Genomic DNA, 14273 nt, shown 5'->3' on the forward strand with positions numbered 1-14273 from the left:
TTTCGCTGATCTATCCAATGTTGCGACGCAAGAAAGAAACGCCCTTCCCCGCGAACGCCGATAGTGAACTGACTGCGCCCATGAAGATCATCGATTCCCACCTGCACGCCATCGCCTCCGACACGACCACCTACCCGAAAAACCCGATCGGCGGCCATCAGTCCGAGTGGTCGCAGCAGCGTCCCGTCGATGCAGCAGGCGTGATCAAGGCGATGGACGCCGCGGGCATTGCCAAGGCCGTGGTGGTGCAGGCGTCCACTGTGTACGGGCACGACAACCGCTATGTCGTCGATACGGTGCGCGCTCATCCCGATCGACTGACCGGGGTGTATTCAATCGATGCGCTGGCGCCCGATGCGGTCGAGCGGATCGATCATTGGGAAGCACAGGGCCTGCACGGTTTTCGCCTGTTCACCACCGGCACCACCATGCCCGGTCAGTCCGATTGGCTGGGCCACAAGGATTCCTATCCGGCGTGGGCGCATGCAGAACGCAAAGGCATTCCTGTCTGCCTGCAGATGACCATGCAAGGCCTGCCGACGCTGCGCACGTTGCTGGAGCATTTCCCTGGTGTGCGCGTGCTGCTCGATCATTGCGCCCGCCCGGACCTGGACGATGGCGTGCCGTACAAAGCGGCGCAGATGCTGTTTGAGATGGCCCAGTTCGACGGCGTGCATCTGAAGCTGACCAATCGCACGCTGGCGGCGGCAGCCAAAGGCCTCTCCCACCCCATCGATTTCCTCGAAAAGCTGGTGAGCACGTTTGGCGCCGAGCGCATTGCCTGGGGCTCCAACTTCCCCGCTGCGGAGGGCTCGCTGCATGAACTGGCGACGACGGCGCGCGATGTGCTGTCCAGCCTGCCGCCGCCGATGCAGGCGATGATCTTCGGCGGCACGGTCCAGCGCATCTATCCGGCGCTGGCGGGAGTATCGGCATGAGTCAGCCGGCCCATCTGCAGACCGTGTTGAAGACCACGGCCCTGACCACACCTCTGAAGAACGGCACGCTCAAGAGTGACCACGTGGTGCTCGACTTCACCGAGATCAGCCCGATCCACAAGGCGTTTGCGCCGATGGTGCGCGAGGCGGCGTTCGACATCTCGGAGCTGGCCATCGTCACGGCGCTGCAGGCGATTGCCTATCAGCGCCCGGTAGTGTTGCTGCCCGTGGTGGTTGCCTCGCGTTTTCAGCGCGGCTGCCTGGTTTCCTATCGCCCGCATGGCGAGCTCAAGCCTGAACAACTGCGCGGCAAGCGCGTCGGCGTGCGTTCGTATACGCAGACCACGGGCATGTGGGTGCGCGCGCACCTGGTCGAGGATGCCGGGCTTGCAACTTCTGACATCCATTGGGTCACCCACGATCCGGCACATGTCACGCAGTATCAGGACCCGCCGTTCGTGGAACACCCTGCCCATGGCAAGGACTTGCTGGCCATGCTGCACGATGGCGACATCGACGCGGCGATCTTCGGCAATGATCTTCCCGAGGGCGACGACTATGTACCGGTGATCGCCGATGCCAAGGCCAAGGACCTGGCCTGGGCGCAGCTGCACGGCTTTGTGCCGATCAACCATGTGGTCGCGGCCAGTGCCGAGACCTGCCGGCGCGAGCCGGACGCCGTGCGCGCCGCTTATGCCCTGCTGGTGGAGGCCGAAGGCCGGCAGCAGGTGTCCGCCGCAGGTCCGCGCAAGACGTTGTCTGGCTTTGATGCCTTGTCCGGTCCCCTGGATTGGATCATCGACGCCTGCTTGGAACAGGCACTGCTACCGCGCAAGCTTGGCCTCGACGAGGTGCTGGGTCCCGCGCACGCTTTGCTCGAAGGCAAGTCGGCCTGACATTGCGCCATAGCGCCAACGCGATCCCTTACCAGAGTTCAGTTTCCAGATGACCCGACCGGTGAACCTCCAAACCCATCTGACGTCGCAGCGGCACCCGCTCTATCGCGACCTGACCTTCCAGGTGGTGGTGGGCATCGTGCTCGGCGTGCTGGTCGGTGTGGTATGGCCGAACATCGGTGCCGCGCTGAAGCCGCTGGGCGATATCTTCATCCGCCTGATCCAGATGGTGGTGGGGCTGATCATCTTCTGCACGGTCACGCACGGCATCGCCAGCGTGCGCGACATGGGCAAGGTGGGTCGCATCGCGCTCAAGGCGATGGTGTATTTCGAACTGGTCACCAGCGTGGCGCTGGTGATCGGCCTGGTCGCGGTCAATGTACTCAAGCCCGGCGTGGGCATGCATGTCGACCTCGCCACGCTCAAGCAGGGAATGGATGCGACGGACCACGTCGCAACCGCACCCCAGGGCTTTGGCGACTTTCTTACGAATCTCGTGCCGACCTCGGCGCTGGGCGCATTCAGTCGCGGCGATATCCTGCAGGTGCTGCTGTTTTCCGTGCTGTTTGCCTGCGGCCTGGCCAGCCTTGGTGAAAAAGCGCAGCCGGTGCTGCGCGTGGTCGATGCCACCCAGCTCGCATTGTTCTGGATCATCCGCCAGGTGATGAAGATTGCGCCGATCGCGGCATTTGGCGCGATCGCCTTCACCACCGCCAAGTTCGGCGCCGCCAGCTTGTTGCCGCTGGCGAAACTGGTGGGCGTGTTCGCGCTGACCTGCGCGGCCTTCCTGCTGCTGGTGCTCGCACCGATTTCGTACGTGTGCGGCTTCAGCCTGCTCAAGCTGATGCGCTATATCCGCGAGGAGCTGGTGCTCGTGCTTGGCACCAGTTCCTCGGAAAGCGTGTTTCCGCAGCTGACTGAAAAGCTGACCCGTCTTGGCGTGAACGAATCGGTGGTCGGCATGGTGCTGCCCACGGCCTATAGCTTCAACCATGACGGCACCTGCCTCTACTTTGCGGCAGTCACGGTGTTTCTGGCGCAGGCCACCGACACCGCGCTGGGCTGGCAGGGGCAGCTGGGCCTGCTGTTGATTTTGCTGGTCACCTCAAAGGGCGGCGCGGGCGTATCGGGCTCGGCCATCGCGGTCCTGACCATGACGCTGGCGGCGACCAAGACCATACCCGTCAGCAGCGTCGCCTTGATTCTTGGTGTTCATCGCATTCTGTCGGCGGGCTTTGTGTTCGTGAACATCGTCGGCAATTGCGTGGCCACCGTAGTGGTTGGCCGCTGGGAACAGGCAGTCGATCGCGAACAGTTACAAAAAGAACTACACGCGGGTTAACAGGACGTCGGCCTTCAAAACAACATGTGTCTCGCGGCACCTGACGGCGCCGCGGCGGGGAGGAGTTTGTCAATGAAAAGGTCGATGACACGTCAATCGCTGTATCTTGGTCTGCTCGCCGCCTTGCTGATGCCTGCCGCTCATGCGCAGGACACGCAGGCAACGGCGGACAGCGGACCGGGCGCCAACTGGGCCGACGGCTATGCAGCCGCGCAGGCCGATGCGCAGCCAGGCGCCGTCGCTCCGGCCGACACGCTCGCTCCCGCACAGCCGCCTGCGCGTGAGCCAGGCCTGCCTCGCGCGGCATGGGTGCAGAACCTGATCGACGACGGCGTCAACATCCGCGCCAGCCTGGTGGATCAATTCGCCAAGAACACCACCGGCGGCGTCGCCCAGGGCAGCCATAACGTGGGCCAGTTCTACGTCGGCGCAGATCTCGATCTGGGCAAGATCTGGGGATGGACGGGGTCCACCTTCCACTTCACCGTCTATCGCGACTACGGCCTGAGCCTCAACGCGCTGGTCACCGGCACCTATACCAAGCAGCAATACATCTACAAAAACCCCTATACGCGCTGGCATCTGGGCTTGTTCTCGTACGAGTACAAAGGCCTGGACGACAGGCTGGATATCCAGGTCGGCCGCCTGGGCAGTACGACGTACTTCGGCCACCTGGTGGTGAACTGCCAGTTCACCTCCGCCAACACCTGCGGCGAGCCGCGCATGCTGGTTTCCGAAACCGGCCTCAGCCTGCTGCCGTCGGCGACCTGGGGCGGCAACGTGAAGTACAAGACCACCGAGAACACTTACGTCGACGTCGGTGCGTTCGAAGTCAATCCCACCGTGCAACCCAGCAATGGTCTGAACTGGGGCATCGAACATGCCACCGGTTACACCGTGCCGGTGGAATTCGGCTGGGTGAAGAATGATCCGCGCACGGAGCAGTTTCCGTTCGAGCTGAAGGGCGGCGCTTATGTGAGCACCGCTCCCCTGACCGACATCGACATGAACACGCGCGGCCAGCCGCTGGGCATCAAGGGCGGCACCGCTGCCACCGATAACCACGTGCGCGACGGCATCTACCTGATGGGCGACAAGGTGATCTGGCGTCCGGATCCGAGTTCGCCGCGCAGCTTCAACGTGTTCGGCGGCTGGGTGCAGCAGCTGGAGCAGCAGGAAATCATGCGCCAGCAGATCTATGCCGGCTTTGTGATGACCGGGCCGTTCGCCTCGCGTCCGTACGACACGCTCGGCCTCAACATCTCGGAGTTTGAGTTGACCACGGCCGAGCGCGACTTTCTTGCCGAGGAGCGCGCCAAGCTCGGCGGCAGCGGCTGGAACGCCCGCCACCAGACGGCTGCCGACCTGACCTACAGCTACCACATCGTCAAGGGCCTGGAGCTGATGCCGAGCGTGCAGTACATCGTGCACCCGGACAACTCCGCCATTCCGAAAACCGCGGTGTTGCCGAAGAACCTGCTGGTCTATGCCATCGGCCTGCGCATGGACATCGGCGTACTGATGGGCTTCAAGCCTGCCGCCGCCAACGATTGATGTTCGAAAGAGGATGAGACATGTCTGTCGTAGTAACCCACATCGAACGTGCCGACGCCAACGTCATTGACGGCCTGGCCAAGGTCGGCGTCGCCACCGCACACGAAGCACAGGGCCGCAGCGGCCTGATGCACTCCAGCCTGCGCCCCATCTACGGCGGTGCACGCATCGCCGGCTCGGCGGTCACGGTGCTGATGCCGCCCGGCGACAACTGGATGATGCATGTGGCGATCGAACAGTTGCGCGAAGGCGATCTACTGATTGCCGCCACCACCAGCCCCTGCGAAGACGGCTATTTCGGCGACCTGCTGGCCACCTCGGCCAAGGCGCGCGGCTGCCGGGGCCTGATCATCGATGCGGGCGTGCGCGACGTGCGCGATCTCACTGCCATGGGTTTCCCGGTGTGGAGCCGGGCCATCCATGCACAGGGCACGGTCAAGGAAACCCTGGGCTCGGTCAACGTGCCGGTGGTCTGCGGCGGCGCCCTGGTCAACCCAGGCGATGTGGTGATTGCCGACGACGATGGCGTCTGCGTCGTGCCACGAGCCAGCGCCGCACGGATACTGGAACAAGCGAAGGAGCGCGAGGCGCGCGAAGAAGCGAAGCGCGCGCGCCTGGCTGCAGGCGAACTGGGCCTGGATATCTACGACATGCGCGAGCGCCTGGCCAGCAAGGGCCTCACCTATGTCTGAAACAACGCGCCCCCTGATCATCGATTGCCACGGTCACTACACCACCGCGCCAAAGGGCCACGATGCGTTCCGCGACGCACAGCTGAAGCACTTTGCCGATCCGTCGCAACCCGTGCCGGCCTACCCCGCCATCTCCGATGACGAGATTCGCGAGAGCATCGAGACCAACCAGCTGCGCCTGCTGCGCGAGCGCGGCCTGGACATGACCATCTTCTCGCCACGCGCCAGCACCATGGCCCACCATCAGGGCGACGAGGCTGTCAGCCAGGTGTGGACGAGCCATTGCAATGACTTGATTGCGCGCGTCGTCGGGCTCTATCCGGAGACCTTCATCGGCGTATGCCAGCTGCCGCAGTCACCCGGCGTCACCATCAGGCATTCGATCGCCGAGCTGGAACGCTGCGTCAACGAACTGGGCTTCGTGGGCTGCAACCTCAATCCCGATCCATCCGGTGGTCATTGGAACGGGCCGCCGCTGACCGATCGTGCCTGGTATCCGTTCTTCGAGAAGATGGTGGAGCTGGACGTGCCGGCCATGGTTCATGTGTCGGGCAGCTGCAACGCGAACTTCCACGCCACCGGCGCGCACTACATCAACGCCGATACCACGGCCTTCATGCAATTCCTGCAGGGCGACCTGTTCAACGATTTTCCCAGCCTGCGTTTCGTGATCCCCCATGGCGGCGGCGCGGTGCCGTACCACTGGGGCCGCTACCGCGGCCTGGCCGACATGTTGAACAAGCCACCACTGAGCGAGCACGTGATGAAGAACGTGTACTTCGATACCTGCGTATATCACCAGCCCGGGATCGATCTGCTGTTCAAGGTGATCGACGTCAAGAACATCTTGTTCGGCTCGGAGATGGTGGGCGCCGTGCGCGGCATCGATCCCACCACGGGCCATTATTTCGACGACACCCGCCGCTATATCGAAGCGGCGAACCTCTCTGCCGAAGAGCGGCACCAGGTGTACGAAGGCAATGTCCGTCGCGTTTATCCGCGGCTGGACGCGCAGCTCAAAGCACGCGGCAAGTAAGCCGCCCAGGCGCCAAACGCGCCGACGATCAGCCCCGCACCTGCCAGCTCTCCAGCAGGGTGCGAGTCTGCTCCATCACCGTCGCCTTGAGCATGGCGCCCTTGGTGGCGTCGATCTCCTTCCACCCCAGGGCGTCCAGGCAGGCGCCCGGAGGATGGAAGAACGGCAGGATCTGGCCCTTGAGGGTGAGCAGGCGTATCCGCGTGATCGGATCGCGGGTAGTCGTGCCGGTGATACGCGCCAGCAAGCTCAGGCGCAGCTTGTTCAACGGCTGCTTGAGCCGCCGCTCCAACAGTTGTGAGGCCACCAGCGGCTCATCGCCCGCCACCTCGCGCACCATGAACAGGCGCCGCTTGGATGCCTGGCTGTCGGTCAGCACCATGTCCAGCACCACCTCGTGGATGCCAAGGAAGGCGTCGATCAGCTCAGCCGCACTGGCCTCGCCTTTCAAAATGCCTGCCGCCTGTCGCATGGCAGGCTCGAATCGGCCACGGATGTCATCGGCGATGAACTGGGCGCAGGCCCGGTAAACCCCTTCCTTGTTCTCGAAGTAGTACTGCAGCGCCGGCGCATTGACGCCGGCCGCCGCCGCGATATCGCGGGTGGATGCGCCCGCGTAGCCATGCTCGCCGAACAAGGCCACGGCCGCGTCGATGATGCGCTGGCGCGTTTCATCGCCGCGCGCATAGCCTCCGGCCGACGAGTGCCGAGGACGCTTGGATGGGCTCATGCACGGTTCTCCTGCTTGCTCCTGCCAAATATAACATTTGACAAAGTTATTCCAATCGGAATAAATCTTCCAGCTGGAATATATTGGACACGCCCTCATGCCCGCCCCCTCCGGCTCCACGCCCGGCGAAGTAAAGAAAGATCCCACCGTCCCCAGCTCGCGCCGCTCCAAAGCGGGCAAGATTCTGCTGCCCGTCGCCATCGTCCTGGCCGTCATGGGGGTGCTGGCCCTGGGCTACTGGTGGGTGGTCGGCCGCTATATGCAGAGCACCGACGATGCCTACCTGCGCGCCGACAGCATGACCGTGGCGCCCAAAGTCAGCGGCTATGTCACCGATGTCTACGTGGGCGACAACGCCACGGTGAAGGCCGGTGATCCACTGGTGCGCCTGGATGGACGCCAGTACCGCGCGGCGCTCGACCAGGCCCAGGCCACGGTCGATGCGCGCCAGGCGGATATCCAGCGGGCGCAGGCCGCCATCCTGCAGCAGCGCGCCGCGATCGAGCAGGCCAGGGCCCAGCAGCTGACCGCCCAGATCAGCAGCAGCCACGCCGACGACGAAGTGCGCCGCTACGGCCCGCTGGCCACCACCGGCGCCGAGAGCAGCGACCAACTGTCCGTGCTCACCAGCAACCGCGACCAGGCCAGGGCGACCCTGGCGGCCGACACCGCTGCGCTCGACCAGGCACAGGCAAAGATCGCCGATCTCAACGCACAGATCGCCCAGGCTCGCGCGCAACTCGAAGCCGCCCAGGCCTCGGCGCGGCAATCGAAGCTCGACCTCGACGACACCTTGATCCGCAGCTCGCTGCCCGGGCGCGTGGGTGATCGCACGGTGCGCGTGGGTCAGTACGCGCAGCCCGGCACGCGGATGATGACGGTGGTGCCGATCGAAGGCGTTTATCTCACCGCCAATTTCAAGGAGACGCAGATCGGCCAGATGCGCCCGGGCCAGCACGCCAGCGTGCGAGTCGATGCGCTGCCCGATACCGAGCTGCAAGGCGTGGTCGAGAGCTTTGCACCCGGCACCGGCGCGGAATTCGCCCTGCTGCCGCCCGAGAACGCCACCGGCAACTTCACCAAGATCGTGCAGCGCGTGCCGGTACGCATCCGCCTGGAAGCCGACGAGCAAACCCGCAAGCTGCTGGTGCCGGGCTTGTCGGTGACGGTGAAGGTGGACACGCGTCAGGCGCACGAGGACGGCAAGGTCGCATCCGCAGAACGCCGTCATGGCTGAGGCAGCCGCCCAGCCTGCCGCGCATCCTGAGCGTGCCAGCGTCGCGGACTGGATTGCCGTTGCGGCCGGCTCGCTGGGCGCGTTGATGGCGACGCTGGACATCTCCATCACCAACTCGGCCCTGCCGCAGATTCAGGGTGAAATCGGCGCCACTGGCACCGAAGGCACCTGGATCTCCACCGGTTACCTGATGTCGGAGATCGTGATCATCCCGCTCGCCGCGTGGCTGACCCGTGTGTTCGGCTTGCGCAATTTCCTGCTCGGCTGCGCTGTGCTGTTCATCCTGTTTTCGATGATGTGCGGCATCTCGACCACGCTGATGGCGATGATCATCGGCCGCATCGGCCAGGGCCTCACCGGCGGCGCGATGATCCCCACGGCGCAAACCATCATCCGCAGCCGCCTGCCGATGTCGCAGCTGCCGATCGGCATGACCGCGTTCGGCCTGATCGTCTTGCTCGGTCCGCTGCTGGGCCCGGTGCTGGGCGGCTGGTTGACGGAAAACATCAGCTGGAGCTGGTGCTTCTTCATCAACCTGCCGGTGTGCATCGGCCTGATCGTTCTGCTGCTCGTCGGTTTGCCTTCGGACAAGCCGCACTGGGAGGCCTTGCGAAAAGCCGATTGGCTGGGCGTGTTCGGATTGGCGATCGGACTGAGCTCGCTGACCGTGGTACTGGAAGAAGGCCAGCGCGAGCGCTGGTTCGAGTCCAGCATGATCATCTGGCTCAGCCTGCTGTCGTTTGCCGGCATGGTCTTAATCGCGATATCGCAGTTCACGGCCGCCAAGCCGGTGATGCGCCTGAGCCTGCTGAAGAACCCGCGCTACGCCAGCGTGATCTTTATCGTGCTGGTGGTGGGAGCGGCCTTGTACGGCGTGATCTATGTGATTCCGCAATTCCTTGGCCTGATCGCGGGCTACAACGCCGAACAGTCGGGCTGGGTCATGCTGGTATCGGGCGTACCGGCCTTCATGATGATGCCGATCTTGCCGCGCCTGCTGGGCAAGGTGGATTTCCGCATCCTGGTGATCACCGGCCTGCTGTGTTTCGTGGGCAGCTGCATGCTCGACATCCACCTGACGGCCCAGTCCGTCGGCGATGACTTCTTCTGGTCGCAGCTGGTGCGCGGCGCCGGCCAGATGCTGGCGATGATGCCGTTGAACCAGGCTTCGATGGCGGCGGTGTCGCGCGAGGAATCAGGCGATGCGGCCGGCATCTACAACATGGCGCGCAACTTGGGCGGCTCGATCGGCCTGGCCATCATTGGCACCGTCATCGACCGGCGCAACACCTTTCATGTGGCGACCATCCGCGAATCGCTATCGGCCAATTCCGTGCTCGGCCAGGATCGTATGGCAGCCAACGCAGCGAGCTGGTTCGCGCAAACCGGCGACATGACCTACTCGAAGATGCGTGCGCTGGCTCAACTGGCCCAGCAGATCCAGCAGCAGGCCCTGGTGATGACGTATTCGGAAATTTTCTATGTGCTGGGCATGGCCCTGCTCTGCTGCATACCGCTCGCCTTGCTGCTGAAGACACCCCGCTACCACGCGCCGGCAGCGACGGGCCACTAAGGATGTTTGTGATGACTACGATTCCATCGCGCGCGCCGCGCACCTTGCTGCTGGCGCTGCTTGCCTCGATCACGGCGCTTTCGGGCTGCACGGTCGGCCCCGACTACCGCGGCGCCCCCGATGTACCCGGTAGCCATGGCAATGCCTTTGTACGTGCACCAACGACAGGTCTCGCCACTACACCCGCGCCCAGCCAGTGGTGGACCACGCTCAACGATCCGCAGCTCAATGCGCTGATCGACGCAGCACTGGCACACAACCCCAACCTGCAGGCGGCACAGGCGCGCCTGCGGCAGTCGCGCGAGCAACTGCTGCAACAACGCACGAAAGCCCTGCCCAACCTGTCGGTGGACGCGGCAGCCGTGCGTGTGCGCGAGCCGGATCTGTCGCTGCTGCAGTCGTCCAACAACAACGGGCAAAGCGGCCAGGGCACGAACACCTCCAGTGGGCGTGGTCCGCTGCAGTTGTATACGGCTGCGTTCGATGCCTCCTGGGAGCTGGACCTGTTTGGCGGCGTGCGACGCGCCACCGAGTCCTCATCGGCGCAGGCCCAGGCCGTCGAGGCGGACTTCGCCGATGCCCAGGTGTCGTTGGCCGCCGAAGTGGCGCAGGCCTATATCGGCTTGCGCGATCAGCAGCAGCGCCTGGTGTTGGCGAATCAGTCGACCGATCTCGCGCAGAAGACGCTAGAACTGGTGCAGCAGCGCCGTGCACGCGGCGTCGCCGCCGATGCGGACGTCGAGCGGCAGACCACTCAGGTTGAAAACACGCGCGCGACCCTGATTCCGCTGGACGAGCAGATCACCGAATCGCTCGATCAATTGGCGGTGCTCACCGGCCAGGCGCCGGGGGCGCTCGACCAGGAACTGTCGAAGCCGACCGCACTCCCGATCTTGCCGGCTGCGGTACCCATCGATGATCCGGCAAGCCTGCTGCGACAGCGCCCGGATATCCGCGCTGCCGAGCGTCGACTGGCCTCGAGCAACGCGCAGATCGGCCAGCACACTGCCGATCTGTTTCCCAAGGTGACCTTGATGGGCTTCCTCGGCACCACCGGCGTAAACCCTGCCGACCTTGCGAAGAAGAGCGCCCTCACCTGGCTGGGCGTGCCTTACCTGCAGTGGAATGTGTTCGATTTCGGCCGCACCCACAGCAGCATCCGCCAAGCCGAGGCCGGCCGCGATGAAGCCGTCGCGACGTACACACAGACCGTGCTCGCCGCGCTGCAGGACGCCAATAACGCCCTGTCCCGCTACGGCCACCAGCGCGACAGCGTGGCGCGCATGCAGCAGATCGAGGCATCGGCCAATCGCTCCGAGCGCTTGATGCATCAGCGCTACGGCGCGGGCGCATCCTCGCTGATCGACCTGATGGATACCCAGCGTACGCAGTTCACTGCACAACAAAACCTGATCGAAGGACAGGCCGATCTGCTCAAGGACTTTGTGTCATTGCAGAAGAGTCTTGGGCTGGGTTGGCAATAAGCACGACAGTGATGTACCACCAGGCTATCGACGCCGCGCTCACGCATAGGTGTCGAGCCAAACGCTCACAAAAGTCCTGCACTCGCGTCACGCGGCGCCCTGGAACATGCAGCCTTGTTCTGCACGACGCAGGTGCTGCCCATGTCAAGCAAAGATCGAAAAGACGTTCCTCATCCGCACGACCATCAGCCTGCACAAGTAGAAACGCCGGCTGAGCGGGAGGCTCGCAAGAAGAAGGAATCGGAGAACCATGAGGAAGCGCTGGAAGAAACTTTTCCGGCCAGTGACCCGGTGTCTCCGTTCATTCCGGCCAAGCCGCCGAAGGACGACTGAGAACAACTCACGCGCGGCGACGCACGAGGCGTCGCTGTCGCGACACTGACGCCCTTCACCGAACGCCGGCCTCGCACTCTCCACCACGTCACAGATGCGGGCTCACGATGCCTTGAATGATCGGAGCAACCACATGAGTGCCGAGGGCGACGAGGTCATCCTGGAGCCGCTGGCAGACGGCGGCGCGCCAGCATCCAAGAGCGGCAAATCCCAGGCGTGGTGGCAACGCCTGAGTGCGGGCTTTGTGACCGGCGCAGCAGACGACGACCCCAGCGGCGTCGCCACCTACTCGCAAGTCGGCGCGCGATTTGGCTACGCGCTGCTGTGGATCGTGTTTCTGACCATACCGCTGATGATCGCGATACAGATGATCAGCGCTCGCGTGGGTCGCGTGACGGGTCGCGGCCTGGCGGACAACCTGTCACGCAATTTTCCACGCTCCGCGGTGTGGTCGCTGGTGTCTCTGTTGATCGTCGCCAATGTGATCAATATCGCAGCGGACATCGCCGCGATGGGCGCTGCCTTGCAGTTGCTTGTCGGCGGCTCCGCGGTCGCGTTCGGCGTTGTCCTGGCGTTGATCTCGACGGGCTTGCAGGTGTTTGTTCCCTTCGCGAAATATTCGCCCTACCTCAAGCTGCTGGCCTTGAGTCTGTTTTCCTATGTGGCGACGGCCTTCGTGGTCAAGGTGCCGTGGGGTGAAGTGCTCAAGTCCACCCTGCTTCCGCACCTGCAATGGAACGTGGCGTATCTCACGGCGATTGTCGCGGTGCTTGGCACCACCATCAGTCCTTACCTGTTTTGCTGGCAGGCAGCGCAGGAGGTGGAGGAAATACGCGAGAGCGATGAGCGCGAGCCACTGAAGCACGCCGACGCGCAAGCGCCCGACGCGCTCAAGCGCATCGCCATCGATACCAGCGTTGGAATGATTTTCTCGAATCTGGTGGCGTTCTTCATGATCGTCACCGCGGCGGCGGTGCTGCATGCGCACGGCAAGACCGATATCCAGTCGACCGCTGAAGCCGCGCAGGCATTGAAGCCTGCCGCGGGCCGCTTCGCCTTCTCGCTGTTTTCGCTGGGCATCATCAGCACCGGCATGCTGGCGGTTCCCGTGCTGGCCGGCGCGACCGCGTTTGCCGTGGCGGGCGCCCTGCATGCGCCCTACGGCCTGGCGCACAAGCCCGGGGATGCCAAGGTGTTCTACGGCGTCCTGGTCGCCGCCATGGCGGGCGGCGTCGCTTTGATCTTCACCCCGATCGATCCGATCAAGGCGCTGTACTGGAGCGCTGTCGTCAATGGCGTATGCGCCGTGCCCTTGATGGCGGCGATCATGATCGTCGCCAGCCGCGGGCAGACCATGGGCAATCATGTGGTGAGCGGCTGGCTGCGGCGCTTCGGTTGGTTGGCGACGGTGGTGATGGGAGTGGCCGCGATCGTGATGTTTGCCACGCTGGGCAAGAGCTAGCGGACGCTCGTCAGCTTACTTGCGTTCGTCAGCAAACAGGTGAGCACTCATGTAATCGAGGAACACCCGCAGCCGCGGTGAAATATGCCGGTGCGACGGCCAGACGGCGCGAAAGACGTTCTGATACTCCAGCTGCCCGGACAGCACCGGCTTAAGCAGACCAGCCTCGATGGCTGCAGTCACCGAGAAATCCGGCACGCAGGCAATACCGCCACCTTCGATGGCCAGTTCGAGCATGGGCGCGATGGTGCTTGCCGACACGGCCACCGGCACGACAACGTCCAGTCCCTTGTCCGATTGACGGAACGGCCAGCGCTCGAGCTTGCCGGTGGATGGAAAGCGATGATGGATGCAAGCATGCCCAGCGAGATCGCCAGGCATCTTCGGCACGCCCGCACGCTCAAGGTAAGAAGGTGAAGCCACCAGCACTAGGTGATAAACGCCAAGCCGGCGCGAGATCAGTCGCGAATCCACGCCCTCGCCGGTGCGGATGGCTACATCGAATCCTTCGTTGACGATATCGACGAGGCGGTCGCTGTAATCGAGATCCAGCTCGATATCCGGATACATGGCCATGAATCCGGCCAGCACCTTGCCGAACAGGCCGCTCAGATACGGCAGGCTCACTCTCAGCTTGCCACGGGGCGAGGCCTGGTTGCCGGCGAGTTCGCGTTCGACGCTGTCGATCTCCGACAACACGCGGCGGCAGCTTTCAAGGAAGACTTCGCCATCGGGCGTCAAGGAAATGCTGCGTGTGCTGCGGTGAAACAGCCGCACGCCCAGGCTGGCCTCCAGCCTCGCCACGGTCTTTCCCACCGCCGATGCGGTCAGGCCAAGCACACGAGCCGCCTGGGTGAAACTGCGCGTTTCCGCCGCCTGCACATAGGTCGCCAAAGCGCTCAGACTGTCGAGCGAATCCGTGTCTGCTTTGGTGGATGTGGCCATGGCAGGAGCACTTGGCATGGATGCTTCACCCTAGGGATGCGCTGATCTATA

The 14273-nt window shown here is 63.9% G+C and carries 13 protein-coding genes; 11 read left to right on the forward strand and 2 right to left on the reverse strand.

Annotated features, from left to right (window positions below; all coding sequences use genetic code 11):
- Nucleotides 1-80 precede the first annotated feature (80 nt).
- From AB4Y82_RS07245 to AB4Y82_RS07270, 6 genes are all read left to right on the forward strand, one after another.
- A complete protein-coding gene (locus tag AB4Y82_RS07245) occupies nucleotides 81-938 on the forward strand; it encodes an amidohydrolase family protein (RefSeq protein ID WP_441602185.1) in 858 nt (285 codons plus the stop codon).
- The gene (locus AB4Y82_RS07250; protein WP_441602186.1) at nucleotides 935-1834 is read left to right on the forward strand and encodes a hypothetical protein; all 900 of its coding nucleotides are present in this window, start codon (nucleotides 935-937) and stop codon (nucleotides 1832-1834) included. The genes AB4Y82_RS07245 and AB4Y82_RS07250 overlap by 4 nt, the downstream gene beginning before the upstream one ends.
- Before the next feature lie 61 nt (nucleotides 1835-1895).
- Nucleotides 1896-3176 (forward strand): C4-dicarboxylate transporter DctA, encoded by a 1281-nt coding sequence (gene dctA, locus AB4Y82_RS07255; protein ID WP_441602187.1) that lies wholly within the window; start codon nucleotides 1896-1898, stop codon nucleotides 3174-3176.
- A gap of 84 nt (nucleotides 3177-3260) precedes the next feature.
- Nucleotides 3261-4730, forward strand: a complete 1470-nt coding sequence (locus AB4Y82_RS07260) for a carbohydrate porin (RefSeq protein WP_441602188.1) — start codon at nucleotides 3261-3263, stop codon at nucleotides 4728-4730.
- Nucleotides 4731-4750: 20 nt separating this feature from the next.
- Nucleotides 4751-5422: a 4-carboxy-4-hydroxy-2-oxoadipate aldolase/oxaloacetate decarboxylase gene (locus tag AB4Y82_RS07265; protein WP_441602189.1), complete on the forward strand. Its 672-nt coding sequence runs from the start codon at nucleotides 4751-4753 to the stop codon at nucleotides 5420-5422.
- A gap of 13 nt (nucleotides 5423-5435) precedes the next feature.
- Nucleotides 5436-6458, forward strand: coding sequence for an amidohydrolase family protein (locus AB4Y82_RS07270; RefSeq protein WP_441602445.1), 1023 nt, complete (start codon nucleotides 5436-5438; stop codon nucleotides 6456-6458).
- A 28-nt stretch (nucleotides 6459-6486) separates the two neighbouring features.
- Here AB4Y82_RS07270 and AB4Y82_RS07275 read toward each other — a convergent pair whose 3' ends face one another.
- Nucleotides 6487-7188: a CerR family C-terminal domain-containing protein gene (locus AB4Y82_RS07275; RefSeq protein WP_441602190.1), complete on the reverse strand. Its 702-nt coding sequence runs from the start codon at nucleotides 7186-7188 to the stop codon at nucleotides 6487-6489.
- A 97-nt stretch (nucleotides 7189-7285) separates the two neighbouring features.
- Between AB4Y82_RS07275 and AB4Y82_RS07280 the strand changes: the two genes are divergently transcribed.
- From AB4Y82_RS07280 to AB4Y82_RS07300, 5 genes are all read left to right on the forward strand, one after another.
- A complete protein-coding gene (locus tag AB4Y82_RS07280) occupies nucleotides 7286-8425 on the forward strand; it encodes an HlyD family secretion protein (RefSeq protein ID WP_441602191.1) in 1140 nt (379 codons plus the stop codon).
- A complete protein-coding gene (locus AB4Y82_RS07285; RefSeq protein ID WP_441602192.1) occupies nucleotides 8418-9998 on the forward strand; it encodes an MDR family MFS transporter in 1581 nt (526 codons plus the stop codon). The genes AB4Y82_RS07280 and AB4Y82_RS07285 overlap by 8 nt, the downstream gene beginning before the upstream one ends.
- 11 nt (nucleotides 9999-10009) lie before the next feature.
- Nucleotides 10010-11482: an efflux transporter outer membrane subunit gene (locus tag AB4Y82_RS07290; protein WP_441611198.1), complete on the forward strand. Its 1473-nt coding sequence runs from the start codon at nucleotides 10010-10012 to the stop codon at nucleotides 11480-11482.
- A 141-nt stretch (nucleotides 11483-11623) separates the two neighbouring features.
- Nucleotides 11624-11815, forward strand: a complete 192-nt coding sequence (locus AB4Y82_RS07295; RefSeq protein ID WP_441602194.1) for a hypothetical protein — start codon at nucleotides 11624-11626, stop codon at nucleotides 11813-11815.
- A 133-nt stretch (nucleotides 11816-11948) separates the two neighbouring features.
- Nucleotides 11949-13277, forward strand: coding sequence for an Nramp family divalent metal transporter (locus AB4Y82_RS07300; RefSeq protein WP_441602195.1), 1329 nt, complete (start codon nucleotides 11949-11951; stop codon nucleotides 13275-13277).
- A 15-nt stretch (nucleotides 13278-13292) separates the two neighbouring features.
- On the opposite strand, the gene AB4Y82_RS07305 is transcribed toward AB4Y82_RS07300, so the two are convergent.
- A complete protein-coding gene (locus tag AB4Y82_RS07305) occupies nucleotides 13293-14222 on the reverse strand; it encodes a LysR family transcriptional regulator (RefSeq protein WP_441602196.1) in 930 nt (309 codons plus the stop codon).
- Nucleotides 14223-14273: the final 51 nt, after the last annotated feature.

Source organism: Dyella sp. 2YAF14 (genome assembly GCF_052114725.1).
In the GTDB taxonomy this organism is placed as follows: domain Bacteria; phylum Pseudomonadota; class Gammaproteobacteria; order Xanthomonadales; family Rhodanobacteraceae; genus Dyella.

Bases quoted from the DNA above. Each gene is read 5' to 3' on its own strand.
- AB4Y82_RS07305 (WP_441602196.1), bottom strand. From the start codon at position 14,222: ATGGCCACATCCACCAAAGCAGACACGGATTCGCTCGACAGTCTGAGC.
- AB4Y82_RS07295 (WP_441602194.1), top strand. From the start codon at position 11,624: ATGTCAAGCAAAGATCGAAAAGACGTTCCTCATCCGCACGACCATCAG.
- AB4Y82_RS07285 (WP_441602192.1), top strand. From the start codon at position 8,418: ATGGCTGAGGCAGCCGCCCAGCCTGCCGCGCATCCTGAGCGTGCCAGC.
- AB4Y82_RS07275 (WP_441602190.1), bottom strand. From the start codon at position 7,188: ATGAGCCCATCCAAGCGTCCTCGGCACTCGTCGGCCGGAGGCTATGCG.
- AB4Y82_RS07280 (WP_441602191.1), top strand. From the start codon at position 7,286: ATGCCCGCCCCCTCCGGCTCCACGCCCGGCGAAGTAAAGAAAGATCCC.
- AB4Y82_RS07265 (WP_441602189.1), top strand. From the start codon at position 4,751: ATGTCTGTCGTAGTAACCCACATCGAACGTGCCGACGCCAACGTCATT.
- AB4Y82_RS07290 (WP_441611198.1), top strand. From the start codon at position 10,010: ATGACTACGATTCCATCGCGCGCGCCGCGCACCTTGCTGCTGGCGCTG.
- AB4Y82_RS07260 (WP_441602188.1), top strand. From the start codon at position 3,261: ATGACACGTCAATCGCTGTATCTTGGTCTGCTCGCCGCCTTGCTGATG.
- AB4Y82_RS07245 (WP_441602185.1), top strand. From the start codon at position 81: ATGAAGATCATCGATTCCCACCTGCACGCCATCGCCTCCGACACGACC.
- AB4Y82_RS07300 (WP_441602195.1), top strand. From the start codon at position 11,949: ATGAGTGCCGAGGGCGACGAGGTCATCCTGGAGCCGCTGGCAGACGGC.
- AB4Y82_RS07250 (WP_441602186.1), top strand. From the start codon at position 935: ATGAGTCAGCCGGCCCATCTGCAGACCGTGTTGAAGACCACGGCCCTG.